We start from the raw sequence: 15,924 nt of genomic DNA, 5'->3' as shown, positions 1-15,924 counted from the left end.
CGCCATGGATGAACGCAACAACTGGATCGCCGTGGCCTGCGCCGACCACGTGGCACGCGGTCGCGAGCTGGGCATCATGCAGGTCGGCCACGGCAAGGGTGCGCCGCTCAAGCGCATCCGCGCCGGCGATCGCGTCGCCTACTACTCGCCGGTGCAGACACTGGGCGAAAAACAGCCATGCCAGGCCTTCACCGCCATCGGCACCGTGCGTGACGAACTGGTGTACCAGGCCGACATGTCGGACATGCTCGAGGGCTTCAAGCCGTTTCGCAAGAACGTCGACTACGACCTGCATGCCCACCCTGCCCCGATCCACCCGCTGCTACCGCAGCTGTCATTCACCCGCGACAAGGCCCGCAACTGGGGCTACGTCTTCCGCTTCGGTCTGCTCAAGGTGACCGACGACGACATGGATGCCATCGCCCACGCCATGGGCTCCGCGCAAGACCACAAGCCCGTCCCGAGTCACCCGGGCTTGTCGACGACTGCCGGCCACCACCTCGAACCATCACACCCCCACAACCATGCGACGCGCTGACCGCCTGTTCCAGATCGTCCAGCTGATCCGCGGGCGGCGCCTGAGCACCGCCCAATTCCTGGCGCAACGACTCGAAGTCTCTGAACGCACGGTGTACCGCGACGTGGCCGAGCTGATGGTGCAAGGCGTGCCCATCGAAGGCGAGGCCGGCGTGGGCTACCGCATGCGTTCGGGGTTTGACCTGCCACCGCTCATGTTCACCCACGAAGAAGCCCAGGCCCTGGTCGCGTCCGTGCGCATCGCACAGCCGCGGCTGGATGCCGCATTGGCAGCGCAGGCTGAAAACGCGCTGTCGAAGATCCTCGCCGTGCTGCCTGTGGCGGCACGCGCCGCGGCCGAAAGCCTCGCCGTGTATGCACCGCCGATCGAGTTCGACGCCAGCACGCGCGCGCACCTGGAGCCGCTGCGGCTGGCTGCCGAGGCGCGCCGCAAGGTCAGCCTGCGTTACCGCGACCTGAAAGACAGCGACAGCGAGCGCACGGTGCGCCCGCTCGGCTGCTTCTACTGGGGCGCAGTGTGGACGCTCGCCGCCTGGTGCGAAGCGCGCGACGGGTTCCGTAACTTCCGCGTCGACCGCATCCAACAGCTCGACGTGCTGGACGAAGTCTTTCGCGACGAGCCGGGCAAGACCTTGCCCGACTTGTTCCGCCAGACCGAGCGGGAAGCAGAACTCCGCGGCGTGGCTGCACACAGCTGAGCCACCGCTCGGCAACGCGCTGCCCTCAGCCGAGGCGGTCGGCTTCCTGCTGCTGCCGCCAGCGCAGCAACAACTCGCGCCAGGGCCGCAACAGCATCGCTGCATTGCCCACCCGTTCACCGGAGACGCCGCGCCACAACGCAGATGCATCGAAGCTGAGCACCGGGGACAGGTCGGAGCGGCGAGACACGGGCAGCAGCAAGGGGTTCAGGTTGTCGAAGACCAGCGGGTCGTTTGAGCGGTCGGAGTCGGCGGCACCTATCAGCACGATGTGCGCCCGAGCCAGGCCCGGCGTGTCGGGCGGCGTGTGAATGGCATACATCAGCCGCGCGCATGCACAGGGTGCTGCGCACTCGTGCAGGAGGAAGAACTTCGCGATGGCGAAGTCTTCACAGTCACCGAGCTGCCGCGCCAGGGTTTCCGCAGGCGTCTGCCAGCGATCGACCTCGCCCCACTGCAGATCGTCGCCCGCATAGCCGACACAGCGGTTGATGCTGTTGTTGACGAAGCCCAGCCGTTCCTCCTGCGGCACAGAGCCCGCTGCAAGCGATAAGCGATGAAAGTCACCTAACCCACGGCTCACACGGCTGCCGGCGGGGCTCGAACTCACCGCCTGGGCATGCGAAGGCCCGTGAGCCCACAGGCCGGCGGCCAGAAAGGCGGCAATCGCTCTGCGCAGCATGGCACTCCCTTCTTCCTCGCACGGCGTTCTTGAGTGCGCCCGAGGTCAGCGTGGAAGTGTGGTCCGCTCTGCGTGGAAAACAAGCCTTGTTACCGCCTCACCGGACAAGCGGTCACGGCGGAGGCAGCTCAGCGCTGCTGGCCGGCCCAGAGGCCGTTGACGTTCACCAGCTCGCATTCCTTGGTGTAGGGCTTGCGATGCTCTTCGCACGCGGCCATGGCCGCGACTGCCGCCTGCCGCGGCGAGGCTTGGCCGGAGCGCCAGCCGAAGGCGCCGTCGTCCGACGCGGCAAAGGCCTTGGGGTTGGGCTCTCGCGCATAGGTCGCAAAGGCCTCCTGGGCGGCCGGTGACTCCAGGTATTCGGCCACCTGCTCGGCCGCTTCGGAACGGGCCTCGATGCGTTCGGCCGCTTCCTGCCCGCGCGAACCGCGCTTGATCATGGAGCTGGCAAACGTCGTCGCCAACGCCCCCGCCACGATGACCACGACCAGGATCGCGATGGCCGCGGCCGTGCTGCCTTGCTTCGGCTTCTCGCCGTAGTCGTTGTCCTCCGAGGTGCCGGGCATGAACATCAACACCAGGCTGGCCACCCAGCCGAGGTAGGGGATGAGGGTCACCAGCACCCACCAGCCGCTGCGGTTCATGTCGTGCAGGCGCAGCACCGTGACGCGGATGGCCCAGATGAAGAACAGCACGAAAGCGACGGCCAGCGGAATGAACATCAACCAGCTGCGCGACATCGGCAGCAGCACCGCAGCGCCGATGCCGATCATCGCCAGGCCCACCCAGGCGAGCAGGCCTGCGTTGAGGTAGGTAATGCGCCCCATGCGCCCCTCGAAGCTGAGTCCGATGATGGGCGGTGCCTCGACCAAGGCACCCGAATACACCTCGCCGCCGGCCGAGGACGGCGGGGCATACCGGCTTGCCGATCCGCCGCGGCGAAGCCGTGCCTCTTCGAGCCGCTCTTCGCGGGCGCGATCGGCGTCTTCCTTCTTCGCGGCAATGCCGCGCGGCATGTCGGTCGTGCATTCCTTGCAGAAGACGCGCTTGGACTGACGCGTGCCGCAGTTCGGGCAGACGATCTCTTCTTCAGCCGCTGCAGCCGCAGGCGCTGCGGCGACCGTGGGCTGCAGGGCCATGGACTGCAACGGCTGGACCGACGCCGGCTTTGCGGCGGCGGGCATCGGCGGCGAGGACGATGGCGCAGGCGCCTTCAGCGACTCCACATGCACCCGCACGCCCATCTTCTGCAGCTGCTTCACATAGCGCACCGCGTCTTCGCGCGAGAGGGCCCGCTTGAGCACGGTGCGCTCGCCCGAGAACATGGCGGCGAGCCGCTCGCCCTGCACCTTGAAGGCTTCGCCGAAGCGGCGCTTCACCTCGTCAGCCTGGAACCCGGCCAGTATTTCGCCGGCGAACACCAGGCGCACTTCTGCGTTGCTGCTTTCCAAGATTTCCTCCTCGCGGGTGGGCTCCGCGCATCGGTGGCGCAGGCCCCTGTGTGTTGTTGCGAGGGAGGATAAGCGAGGGGGTGCTGGTTTCCGCGTCAGACCAGCGCACGCAACTCGTCGAGCATGACTTTGTTGTCAAGATCGAAGTAGTGCGTGTGCGCGTCGGCACCGAGGCAGAGGTCGCGGTAGTCGGGAACGCGCTGCACGGGCTTGCCTTCGTAGGCCTGGGGGTCTACCGCCAAGGCCGGAATGGCGGGGTCGCGCGCCTGCGTCCACAACCAACGGCCCACGTAGTCGCCCGCACCCCATACGTTGACCCAGTGCGCCACGCCCAGGTCGCCGCGCGGGTCGGGCCCGGTCGTGGCGTTGGGCATGCCCGGCGGGCCGAGCACCCAGTCGTACTGGCACGGGAAGCGCAGCGCATACAGCTGCCGCAAGGGGCTGCCGGCCGTGAGCAGGCGGATGTTCTTCGCGGCGAGCCGCCGGCCCAGTTGCACCAGACGATCGCTCGCGGCGTCGGCCGGCTTCAAGCGGTGGCGACGCTGCAGGTAGCGCAGCAGGTCGGCCGTGATCACCGTGCCCTGGCTGTGCGAGACGATGACGATGCGCTCGTAGCCCTGGCTCAGCACCTGCTCCAGCACCGCCACGTAGCGCTCGAGGATCATCACCCGCGGGATGGCCTTGCGAGGGAACTCGCGGAAATGGTTGTCCACGTCGAGCGCGGCATCGAGTGGCGCACGCACGGCCTTCAACTGCTTGAAGGCCATGCCGCCCACCGCGACGAGGCCGACAGCACCGCCGGCGATCGTCACCACCAGCCGGGCCAGCAGATCGCCCGACCAGGTGCCCATCGGCAGCGCGACGAGGCCTAGCCACGGCAGCGAGATGTTCAGCCGCGCGAGCTGGCTGCCCACGAGCAGCACGGCCACGCCGACAAGCGCCAGTGCGATGAGCCAGCTCCACCAGCGCACCAGCCGGTCGAGCGCACGGTAGCCCGCCGTCAGCCAGTGCCCCAGGCGCGCCGCGCGAGGCCAGCCCGCGATGCGCAACTCCACCAGCACGCTGGGCAGGTAGATCAAGGCCACGTAGCCCAGCAAGGTGAGCAGCATGATGGCCACGACCGCGAAGGTGTCGGTGCTGGCGTTGAAGCGCAGCGCAAGGAAGCGGTTGGTCTGCATCTGCCCGTTCAGCGTCATGTCCTGGAACCACCAGGGCGCGTAGTGCAGCCCGGAGACCAGCGACTCGAGCGGCTGCGAGACCAGCGCCCACACCGTCATCACGAAGGCGACGAAGATGCCCATCGACACGAAGAGCCCGAGCCGTGCGGTCACGATGCTCTGGCGGCGTTCCAGCGAATCCTGCCCGCCGGTGCAGGCCCATTCGCCCAGGCCGACCGCGGCCGTGACCAGCAGCGCCATCAGCACCCAGCCGCTCAGCTGCATCAGCAGCAGCACCTCGACCGCACGCATCACGCCCGCGACCATGCGCTCGCCGGCGCCGGGCACGTCGTGGGTGGCGGCGCCCCAGGCCATCGAGCCCAGCGTTACCACCATCAAGAGAAGGCCCACGCCGTAGACCGCGCGAAAGCGCTCTTCGCAATAACCGAGAAAGGCGCGGTAGGCCCACAACAGCAAGAGCAGCATGCCGAGCAATACGGCCCAGGCCGCCACGCCCGGGCTGCTGACTGCGAACCAGGCCATCAACGCTGCACACACCGCGCCGGCCCAGAAGCCCGCGATCCACGCAAGGCGCAATGTGTACACGCAGACCACCGCCAAGGCCACGGCCGCCACGACCGCGCCGATGAGGCCCGCAGTGCGCTCGCGGCCCACCATCAGCGCGACGGGCACCAGCACGATCGCGCACACCAGCAGCTGGAGGAACAGCAGCGCGAGCAGGCGCGAAAACACCCAGTTGGCCCACCGGTGCAAACGAGCGAGCCCACGCAGCACGGCGCTGGGCGCTTGGGCCACGGCGGCGAGCGAGATGGTGTCGGCCCCGAGCTTGGAGAGATGGAACAGCAGCGTGAAGAGCTCGGTGAGGATGCGTGTGGCCCCACCGCTCAGGCGCGACAGGTCGGCCCAGTACATCTCGAACACATCGCACTGGCGCGTGGCCGTTTCGACGCGGTGGCGCGGCATCTCGTAATGCGCCGGTGTGACCTCGCTGCGGCGCACCGACGAGGCCTTGGCGAGCAGGTAGTCGGTGAAGCGCACGCCATGGTCGACGGCTTCGCCGTCGTCCTGGCTGACGGCGCTGTTGGGCATCGGCGGCGCCTTGGGATTTTTGTCAGGCCGCTCCCCCAGCTGCGGGTCGAGAAAGTCGCTGCGCAGCGATTGGCGCAGCGACTTGTTGATGCGCTCGATCCACCCCTTTGGGTTCCAGCGCTCGAACGGCACGGCCGGGTTCAGCGGCGTGATCTCGATCGGCATGTCGCTGCGCACCACATCGCCGTGCGCGCCAGCCGCCAATTGCACCGCCACCGCCGCCGAGGTTTCGCCGCGCCGCTGGTCCGCGATGCCATGCACCACGATCACGGCCACGCGTTCCGATGAGTGAGCTTGCGTCATGCGGCGAAGCGTAGGGCCGGGACCGCGAAGGCCTATCCCTAAGGTGTGGGAACGTGGGTAAGCATCATCAACCAGCGCGTCAGCCCATCGGCCACGGCCGCGATGCCGGCCGCAGCAGCTCCCAGGCATGCGAGATCTGCAGCACGCCGAGATCATCGTGACGTTGGCCGACGATCTGCAAGCCGATCGGCAGGCCGCTCTCCGTATAGCCGCAGTTGATGCTGGCGGCCGGCTGCTCGCTCATGTTGTAGGGCAGCGTGAAGGCAATGTGCTCGAAGGGCATCGACGGGTCGTTCGTCGGGCACGGCAGCTCGGCCGCGAAGGCGGGCATGGGCGCGGTGGGCGTGAACACGAAATCGAACGGGCGACAGGCGGTGACGGCCGCCTCACGCATGGCCGCCATCTGGCTGTAGCCGTTGAACACCTGCTCGCCGCTGAGGCCGGCGCCCCCGCGCGCCCACTCCGCGATGAAGGGCAGCACCTTGGCGCGGCGCTCGGGCGGCAGCGCCGAGATGTCCATCCACGCGCGGCAGCGCCAGAACCGGTCCATGCCTTCGGCCATCGAACGCGTCATGAAGGGCTTGAGCGGCTCGACGAAGGCCCCGGCCGCCTCGAAGGCCCGGGCCGCTGACTCGACGGCAGCGCGCACTTCGGCGTCGACCGGCAGGCCCCAACCCGCATCGAGCAGCAGGCCGATCTTCAGGCCGCGCAGCGGGCGCGCCAGCCCCTGCCATGCGATCGGCTGGTAGGGCAGGCTCATCGAATCGCGCACGTCAGGCAACGCGAGCACACGCATCATCAAGGCGGCATCCGGCACGCCGCGCGTCATCGGGCCTGCGACACGGCCGGCATACGGCGGGAAGATCGGAATGCGGCCGAGGCTGGGCTTCAACGCGAAGATGCCGCACCAACTGGCGGGCAGGCGCACCGAGCCGCCGATGTCGGTGCCCAGGTGCAGCGGGCCATAGCCACCCGCAGTCGCAGCAGCCGCGCCGGCACTGCTGCCGCCCGGGTTCTTGCTCGTGTCCCAGGGGTTGCGTGCGAGCGCATGAAAGCTGGAGAGGCCCGACGACAACATGCCGTAATCAGGCATCGTGGTCTTGCCGAGGATCACCGCATTCGCTTCGCGCAGGCGCGCGGCCGGCGGGGCATCGCGCTCGGCCGGCACGAGCTCCATGGCGGCCGTGCCCAGTGGCACCGGCACGCCACGGGTCGCGATGTTTTCCTTGATGGTGACGGGCACGCCGTCGAGCGCACCTTGCGGCTCGCCTCTGAGCCAACGTGCTTGCGAAGCCTCGGCCTGCGCCAGCGCGCCCATCGGGTCGAGCGCATACGTGGCATGCAGCTGAGGCTCGCAGCGTTCGATCTGCGCCAGCACCGCACGCGCCACCTCCACCGGCGACAAGGCCTTGCTGGTGTAGGCCGCGAGCAGCTCGATGGCGCTCAGGGAGTGCAATGCAGTCATGGGAGCTTCCTCAACGCTTCGTTGATCTTCGTTGTTGTGCTTTCTTGTGGCCGCCCTGTCATGGCCCGGTCATTGCCAGCTCACCGCCGCCATGTCGTTGGCGAAGATGGGCGAGCTGCTCCACAGGCCCTTCAACTTCTTGTTGGCCACCGCGAACTGCGGCAGCTGGAAAAGATAGACGTTCACCGCGTCGCTGGCCAGCTGCCGTTGCAGGTCACCCAGCAGCCGCGTGCGCTCCTTGGCTTGCGTGGCGCCGTTGTAGGCGGCGAAGAGGTCGCGGTACGCCTTGGCGTCGTAGCCGAAATAATAGGCCGGGTCGGCGTACACGCCGAAGTCCAGCGGCTCCACGTGGCTGATGACGGTCAGGTCGAAGTGGCCCTTGTAGGCGCCCGAGAGCCACTGCGCCCACTCCACGTTTTCCATCTTCGCGTTGATGCCGACCTTGGCCAGCTGCGAGGCGATGATCTCGCCGCCCTTGCGCGCATACTGCGGCGGCGGCAAGGTGAGCGTCACGTTCAGCGGCAGCGCCACACCAGCTTCCTTCAGCAGCGCACGGGCCTTGTCGGGGTTGTAGGTGTTGGCGCTCGTGAGGTCGACGTAGCCCGCATCGGTGGGCACCATGTGGCTGCCGATGGGCGTGCCGTAGCCTTCTTGTGCGCCGTCGATCACGGCCTTGCGGTCGATGGCCGCAGCCAGGGCGCGGCGCACGCGCACATCGTCGAACGGCTTCTTCTTGTTGTTGATGCCGACGATGGTCTTGCCTTCGGTGCCGCCGACCACCACGCTGAATCGCGCATCGCCCTGGAACTGCTTCAGGCTCTGCGGCGAACCGAAGCGCGGGATCGCATCCACGTCACCCGACAGCAAGGCCGCCACCTGCGCGGCCGGGTCGTTGATGAAGCGGAACACCACCTTCTTCAGCTTCACGTTCGCAGCACTGCGAAAACCGTCCCACTTGAGCAGCGTGACGGACGAGCCCTTCGACCAGCTCTCGAACCGGTACGGCCCGGTGCCCACCGGCTTGGTCGTGGCCTGGGCCGCACTCTTCGGGTCGAGGATCACGGCGGTGCTTTCTCCCAGGCGGAACAGCAGGTTGCCGTCGGCCTTGTCGAGCACCAGCACCACGGTGCCGGGGTCGGGCGCGCTGATGCTCGAGATGTTGTCGAACACCGCCTTCTTCGCCTTGTTGACGCTGCCTTCGGCCTTGGCCCGCTCGAAGCTGAACTTCACGTCGCTGGCGTCGAAGGCCTCGCCATCCTGGAATTTCACATCGCGGCGCAGCTTGAAGGTGTAGAGCCGGCCATCGGGGTCGACCGTCCAGCTCTGGGCGAGCAACGGCGAGACGCTGCCGTCCATGTTGATCTTCGTCAAACCTTCCAGCACGTTGTAGTGGACGATCTCGCCAACGGCGGCGGCCGGGTTGCTCGTCGGGTCCATGCCGGGCGGTTCGAGCGTCATGCCGATGATGGCGCTGTCGGTTCGGTGCTGCGCTGCAGCACCGAACGCCAGGCCGGCCATCATCCAAGCCGCAGTCAACCGACGGAAGGGCAGCGTCATTGGGTTTGCTCCTGTGTGCAAGACGGTCACGCCGCACTCTAATGGACGATGGACGTCGCCCGGGCAACGCCTTCAACGGCCCCTGGAAACCACCCGGTCGGCGGCATCGTTTTCCGCCCCGTATGAGCCGACAGACTCGCTAGACTCCGAGGAACCTGCATCGCCATGGCCCGCTTATGACCCAGTCAGATCGGCACTTCGAGATCATGCGGCGCGACGCAGAGTTCTCTCTGTACCGGGTGCAGGACCCGAATGCCAGCGAGCCCATGCTGGCGAAGTCGGTGGCCAGCGATGCGCCGGGTTCTGTCGGCGCGGCGCGGCTCGGGCATGAACTGGCATTGCGGCTCGAACTCGACCCGCAGTGGGCCGTGCGCCCGATCGAGCTGGTGCGCTGGGACGGCAACCCGACGCTGCTGCTCTCGGACCCGGGCGGCATGCCTCTCGACAGCTTCATCGGCCAGCCCATGGCCGTGCCGGTGTTTTTGCGCATCGCGAGCGCCTTGTCGGCCGCGCTGGCGGGCCTGCACGCGCGCTGCATCGTCCACAAGGACATCAAGCCAGCCAATGTGCTGGTCGACGCCGAGAAAGGCACGGCCCACCTGATGGGCTTCGGCGTCGCCACCCGCCAACCGCGCGAGCGTCATGCGCTGGCGCTGCCCGAAGACATTGCCGGCACGCTGGGCTACATGGCCCCCGAGCAGACCGGCCGCATGAACCGGTCGATCGATTCGCGCAGCGACCTGTACGCGCTGGGCGTCACCTTCTACGAAATGCTGACCGGCGTGCTGCCCTTCGAGTCGGCGGACCCGATCGAGCTGTTTCACTGCCACCTGGCGCGCCAGGCCATCCCGCCCGCCCAGCGGGTGCGCGAGGTTCCCGAGCAGCTGTCGGCCATCGTCATGAAGCTCATGGCCAAGGCCGCCGAAGACCGATACCAGACCGCCTCGGGTCTGCGAGCCGATCTCCGCGGCTGCGAGGCGCAGTGGGACGCGCAGGGGCGCTTCGACACCTTCGTGCTCGGCGCGCACGACGCATCCGACCAGCTGCTGATCCCCGAGAAGCTCTACGGCCGAGAGGCCGAGATCGACGTGCTGGTGGCAGCGTTCGAACGGGTCGCGGCCGAGGGCGCGCCGGAGTTCGTGCTGTTGTCGGGCTATGCCGGCATCGGCAAGTCGTCTGTCGTCAACGAACTGCATCGGGTGCTGGTGCCGCGGCGTGGTCTCTTCGCCGCGGGCAAGTTCGACCAGTTCAAGCGGGACATTCCCTATGCCACCTTGGCGCAGGCGTTTCGCGGGCTGGTCGGCCAGATCCTCGGCCAGAGCGAAACCCAGGTCGACCATTGGCGCGACGCGCTTCAGGCCGCGCTCGGCGCGAACGGGCACCTGCTCGTCAAGCTCATCCCGGAACTCGAATTCATCATCGGCCCGCAGCCGCTGACCGCGGACGCCCAGGACCTGCCGGCGCAGGACGCACAGCGCCGCCTGCAGCAGGTGTTCCGGCGCTTCCTCAGCGTGTTCGCCACGGCGGAGCACCCGCTGGTGCTCTTTCTCGACGACCTGCAGTGGCTGGACTCGGTCACGCTGGAGCTGCTCGAACATGTGATCGGCGAACCCGATCTGCGCCACCTGCTGCTGATCGGCGCCTACCGCGACAACGAGGTCGACGCCCTTCACCCGCTGAAGCGTTCGCTGGATGCGATCCGCCGGGCCGGCAAGGTGCCGGTGCGCGAGATCGTGCTCAGACCCCTGGCGCTCGACGACGTGGCGCGGCTGCTCGTCGACACCTTGCGCCGCGAACGCGCGCAGGTGCAGAGCCTGGCGGAGCTGGTGCACGCCAAGACCGGTGGCAACCCGTTCTTCACGATCCAGTTCATCTCCGCACTGGCCGACGAGCGGCATCTCGTGTTCGAACCCGCTGCCGCGCGCTGGGTGTGGGACACCACCAGCATCCGCGCCAAGGGCTTCACCGACAACGTCGTCGACCTCATGGTGGGCAAGCTCAACCGCCTGCCCGGCGCGACCCTGGCGGCGCTCAAGCTGCTGGCCTGCCTGGGCAACACCGCGGAGAGCGAGCAGCTGGTGCTGATCCACGGGGCGACCGAGGCAGGGCTTCACTCGGCGCTCTGGGAAAGCGTGCGCACCGGGCTCGTCTTTCGCGCAGACGGCAGCTACACCTTCCTGCACGACCGCATCCGCGAGGCCGCGTATTCGCTCGTGCCGCCAGGCGAGCGCGCGGCAGAACACCTTCGTATCGGCCGCCTGCTCGCGGCGCGAATGGCCCCCTCGGAGATCGAAGCCCGGATCTTCGAGGTCGTGAACCAGTTCAACCGCGGGGCCGAGCTGATCACCGAGCCGGCCGAGCGAGAGCGGCTCGCCGAACTCAACCTCATTGCGGGCCTGCGCGCGCAGGAGTCCATGGCCTATGCCGCGGCGCTGAAGTACCTCGGCGCAGGCCATGCGCTGCTGGGCGAAGGTAGCCGGGAGCGACGCCACGAACTCAGCTTTGCGCTCAAGCTCCACCTGGCCGAGTGCGAATACCTCACCGGCAACCTGAGCGCCGCCGAAGAACGCCTGGCTGCATTGGCGGAGGGCAGCACCAGCCATGCCGAGCTGGCCGCCATCACCTGCGCCCAGGTGAACCTCTACACCACGCTGGACCGCAGTGACCGGGCCGTCGAAGCGGGCCTCGCCTACCTGCGGCGCGTGCAGGTGGAGTGGTCGCCGCACCCGACGAGCGACGACGTGCGCGCCGAGTTCGACCAGATGCAGCAGCAACTCGCCGGCCGCCCGATCGAGTCACTGATCGACCTGCCGCTGATGAGCGACCCCGATTCGCGCGCGACGATGGACGTGCTCACGGCCATCTTGCCGCCCACCCTGTTCACCGACGAGAACCTGCTGGGCCTGGTCGTCGGGCGCATGGCGAACATCAGCCTGGCGCATGGCCACAGCGACGGCTCTTGCATCGGTTATGCGTGGCTGGGCATGTTCCTCGGGCCGCGCTTCGGCGATTACGCGGCCGGGTATCGCTTCGGCAAGCTCGGCCTCGACCTGGTGGATCAGCGGGGCCTCAGCCGCTTCAAGGCGCGCGTGTACCTGCACTTCGGCAACGTCGTCTGCCCGTGGACGCAACCCTTCCACACCGGCCGCACCTGGATACGGCGCGCCTTCGAGGTCGCCAACGAAAGCGGCGACCTGACCTTCGCCGTCTACAGCGGCAACCACCTGATCACCAACCTGCTCGCCAGCGAAGAGCCCTTGAGCGAGATCCAGCGCGAGGCCGAGGTCGGCATTGCGTTTGCACGCCGCGCTCGCTTCGGCCTGGTCGTCGACATCATGACCGGCCAGCTGCAGCTGGTTCGCGCGCTGCGTGGCCAGACAGCCGACTTCTCTTCACTCACCGATGCCGGCTTCGACGAAGCGCAGTTCGAGCGCCACCTGGCCGACGACCCGCGCCTGGCCATCGCCGCGTGCTGGTACTGGATTCGCAAGCTGCAGGCCCGGTTCCTGGCCGGCGACACTGCCTCTGCCCTCGATGCGGCGGGACAAGCGCAGCAGCTGCTGTGGACTTCGCCGTCGCACATCGAGGTGGCCGAGTACCACTTCTTCGCGGCCCTGGCGCGCGCCACGCGCTGCGACGAAGCCAGCTCCGAGGAACGCGCGCAACGCGTTGCCGAACTCGTCATCCACCACCGTCAACTGGCGGAGTGGGCTCGCAGCTGCCCCGACAACTTCGACAGCCGCGCCGCCTTGGTCGGTGCCGAACTCGCCCGCCTCGAGGGGCGTGACCTCGAGGCGATGCGTCTCTACGAGCAAGCCGTTCAATCCGCCCACGACCGCGGGCTGGCGCAGAGCGAAGGCATCGCCCACGAACTGGCCGCGCGCTTCTACCTGGCTCGCGGCTCGACCACCGCCGCCCGCGCCCATGTGGACGAAGCGCGAAACTGCTTTGTGCGCTGGGGCGCCACTGCCAAGCTGGGGCAGCTGGACTCTCGCTACCCGACACTCCGCGCGCAGCGCGCTGCGCCTCTCATCGCGCCTCCAGGCAGCGGCGTAGGCCAGGTGGACCTGCTCTCGGTCACCAAGGCCTCGCAGGCCATCTCCGGCCGCATCGTGCTCGACGAACTGGTCGACACGCTGCTGCGCATCGTGCTCGAAAACGCCGGCGCCCAGACCGGCCACCTGCTGCTGACGCGCGGCGCGGCGCTGTTGCCTGCGGCCGAAGCCCATGTCGAACAGCACGCGGTCCAGGTGCAGGTGCAACTGCACGCCGAGAAGACTCTGCAGGCGACCGACCTGCCAGAGTCCATCCTCAACTATGTGCGGCGCAGCCAGACCCCGGTGCTGTTGTCCGACGCGTCGCAAGCCAACCCGTTTTCCTACGACCCGCGCCTGGCCCGGCGGCGGTCGAAGTCGGTGCTGTGCCTGCCCATCACGCGGCAGTCGACGCTGATCGGCCTGCTCTACCTCGAGAACAACCTCGTGGCCCACGCCTTCACGCCGGAACGCCTGACGGTGCTGGAGCTGCTGGCGGCGCAGGCCGCGATCTCGCTGGAGAACGCGCTGCTGTACGCCGACCTGCAGCGAGAAAACGTGGAGCGCCAACGCGCCGAGGCCTCCTTGAGCGAGCGCGACCGGAGCGTGCGCCGGCTGGTGGAGTCCAACATCATCGGCGTCTTCTTCTGGAACACGGCCGGCGAGATCACGGAAGCCAACGACGCCTTCCTGCGCCTGGTGGGCTACACGCGGCAGGAGCTTCTGTCCGGCACGGTCCGCTGGCCCGACATGACGCCGCAGGAATACCGCGAGGCCGATGCACGGGCGATCGCGGAGCTGCTGGAAGCCGGGGCCGGTACGCCCTACGAAAAGGAATTCATCCGCAAGGATGGCCGGCGCGTTTCGGTGACGATCGGCGCGGCCTTTCTCGAAGGCTCGCAGCAGCATGGCGTGGCCTTCGTGCTCGACCTGACCGAGCGCCGCCAGGCCGAGACCGAGCGCGAGGCGCGGCAGGTGGCCGAAGCCGCCAACCAGGCCAAGAGCGAGTTCCTGGCCAACATGAGCCATGAGATCCGCACGCCGATGAACGCGATCCTCGGCATGTCGCATCTGGCGTTGCAAAGCGGGCTCAACCCGCAGCAGCTCAACTACGTGCAGAAGGTGCACCGCTCGGCCGAATCGCTGCTGGGCATCATCAACGACATCCTCGATTTCTCGAAGATCGAAGCCGGCCACCTTGACATCGAACACATCTCCTTCGACCTCGGCGACGTGATGGACAACCTGGCCAACCTGCTGGGCATGAAGGCCGACGAAAAGAACCTGGAGCTGGTGTTCGTGCTGCCGCCCAACCTGCCTCATGCGCTGGTGGGCGACCCCTCGCGCCTGGGACAGGTGCTGCTCAACCTCGGCAACAACGCCGTCAAGTTCACCGAGCAGGGCGAAGTCGTCATCGAAGTGCAGGTTCTGGAGCGCGACGCCGACTCGGTGCGCCTGGGTTTCCAGGTGCGCGACACCGGCATCGGCATCACGGTCGAGCAGATGTCACGGCTCTTCAGGCCGTTCTCGCAAGCCGATTCGTCGACCAGCCGGCGGTTCGGCGGCACCGGCCTGGGCCTGGCGATCAGCCACCACCTGGTGCGCATGATGGACGGTCAACTCGGCGTGGACAGCACGCTTGGCCAAGGCAGCCGGTTCCACTTCAGCGCGCGGCTGGGCCTCGGCCGCGAGCAGGTCATCGAGAGCCCGGGCTTGCTCAGCGCCGACCTGCGCGGCGCCCGCGTGCTGATCGTCGACGACAACGCATGTGCCCGCGAACTGCTGCTGCAGATGACCGGCACGCTCGCCCTGCAACCCACAGCCGCCAGCAGCGGCGCCGAGGCCATTCAAGCCATCGTGCGGGCCGATGCCGACAACGCACCCTATGCCCTGGTGCTGCTCGACTGGAAGATGCCGGGCATGGACGGTGTGTCCTGCGCGAAGCAGCTGGCACAGATGACCCTGCGCCACCGCCCGCCCACCGTGCTGATGCTCACTGCCTTCAGCCGCGACGAGATCGCGCGGCGCATGGCGAACGAACAACTCACCGTGGCGGCCACGCTGGCCAAGCCGGTCACGCCGTCCACGCTGCTCGACGCCTGCCTGCAGGCCGTGGGCCGCATGCGGCAGCAGTCCTTGCGCGGCGAGCTGCGCGAAGAGGCCCTGAGCAGCAACCGCAGCAACCTCGCCGGCGTGCGCATCCTGCTGGTGGAAGACAACCCCATCAACCAGGAGCTCGCGCGCGATCTGCTGACCCGTGCCGAGATCGTCGTGCTCGTGGCCAACGACGGACAAGAGGCGCTGGAGATGCTGTCGCGCGAGCACTTCGACGGCGTGCTGATGGACTGCCAGATGCCCGTGCTCGACGGCTACGCCGCCACGCGCGCGCTGCGCCGGCAGCCGCAGTGGCGCGACCTGCCCGTCATCGCAATGACGGCGAACGCCATGGTCGGCGACCGCGAGAAGGTGCTGGCCGCCGGCATGAACGACCACATCGCCAAGCCCATCCGCGTCGATGAGATGTTCGCGACGCTGGCCCGCTGGGTGCGGCCGGCGGCATCGCCCGCACGCAACCGGTTCCCCGGCATCGAAAGCCAGCTTGCACTCGCCGGGATGATGGGCGACGAGCATCTCTACCACCGCCTTCTGCGCATGTTCCGCGACCGCGAAGCGAGCTTTGCCGCGCGCTTCCAGGCGGCCTGCGCCGCGGGCGACATGCGCACGGCCACGCGCCTGGCGCACGACCTCAAGAGCGTGGCCGCCACCGTGGGGGCGCAAGCGGTTCGCGAAACCGCCGAGGCCCTCGAGCGCGCCTGCTCGAATGGCGCCGGCCCTGCCGACTTCGACAGCCTGCTGTCCACCGTGACGCACCAGCTCGACCCGGTGATTGCCGGCTTGCGCTCGCTGGAGGCGGTTCAGTGAAAGCCCGA

Annotated in this window: 8 protein-coding genes; 3 read left to right on the top strand and 5 right to left on the bottom strand. The window is 68.0% G+C overall.

Going from position 1 to position 15,924, the window contains the following annotated elements; all coding sequences use genetic code 11:
* Positions 1 to 4: 4 nt before the first annotated feature.
* Together AC1DYS_RS05980 and AC1DYS_RS05975 are read left to right on the top strand one after the other, a co-directional pair.
* On the top strand, positions 5 to 538 hold the full coding sequence (locus AC1DYS_RS05980; protein ID WP_477896987.1) for an EVE domain-containing protein: 534 nt from the start codon (positions 5 to 7) through the stop codon (positions 536 to 538).
* Entirely contained in the window at positions 525 to 1,235 is a 711-nt protein-coding gene (locus AC1DYS_RS05975; RefSeq protein ID WP_047487332.1) for a helix-turn-helix transcriptional regulator, read from the top strand. Before AC1DYS_RS05980 ends, AC1DYS_RS05975 begins: the two co-directional genes overlap by 14 nt.
* Positions 1,236 to 1,260: 25 nt before the next feature.
* Here AC1DYS_RS05975 and AC1DYS_RS05970 read toward each other — a convergent pair whose 3' ends face one another.
* The 5 genes from AC1DYS_RS05970 to AC1DYS_RS05950 form a co-directional block, all read right to left on the bottom strand.
* Positions 1,261 to 1,917, bottom strand: coding sequence for a transglutaminase-like cysteine peptidase (locus AC1DYS_RS05970; protein WP_477896985.1), 657 nt, complete (start codon positions 1,915 to 1,917; stop codon positions 1,261 to 1,263).
* A 128-nt stretch (positions 1,918 to 2,045) separates the two neighbouring features.
* Positions 2,046 to 3,368, bottom strand: coding sequence for a DUF805 domain-containing protein (locus AC1DYS_RS05965; protein ID WP_477896983.1), 1,323 nt, complete (start codon positions 3,366 to 3,368; stop codon positions 2,046 to 2,048).
* Between the two features lie 95 nt (positions 3,369 to 3,463).
* Positions 3,464 to 5,938 carry a hypothetical protein gene (locus AC1DYS_RS05960; RefSeq protein ID WP_477896981.1) on the bottom strand — a complete coding sequence of 825 codons (2,475 nt, stop codon included), beginning with the start codon at positions 5,936 to 5,938 and terminating at the stop codon, positions 3,464 to 3,466.
* A gap of 79 nt (positions 5,939 to 6,017) precedes the next feature.
* Entirely contained in the window at positions 6,018 to 7,403 is a 1,386-nt protein-coding gene (locus AC1DYS_RS05955; protein WP_477896979.1) for an amidase, read from the bottom strand.
* Between the two features lie 69 nt (positions 7,404 to 7,472).
* Positions 7,473 to 8,960, bottom strand: coding sequence for an ABC transporter substrate-binding protein (locus tag AC1DYS_RS05950; protein ID WP_477896977.1), 1,488 nt, complete (start codon positions 8,958 to 8,960; stop codon positions 7,473 to 7,475).
* Positions 8,961 to 9,136: 176 nt separating this feature from the next.
* Here AC1DYS_RS05950 and AC1DYS_RS05945 point away from each other — a divergent pair, with 176 nt between their 5' ends.
* Positions 9,137 to 15,916: an AAA family ATPase gene (locus AC1DYS_RS05945; RefSeq protein ID WP_477896975.1), complete on the top strand. Its 6,780-nt coding sequence runs from the start codon at positions 9,137 to 9,139 to the stop codon at positions 15,914 to 15,916.
* The last annotated feature ends 8 nt before the right edge of the window (positions 15,917 to 15,924 follow it).

The organism is Rhizobacter sp. P2_G4, assembly GCF_056403575.1.
Note: the sequence above shows the minus strand (reverse complement) of the source record. Positions and strands in the feature narration are given on the sequence as shown.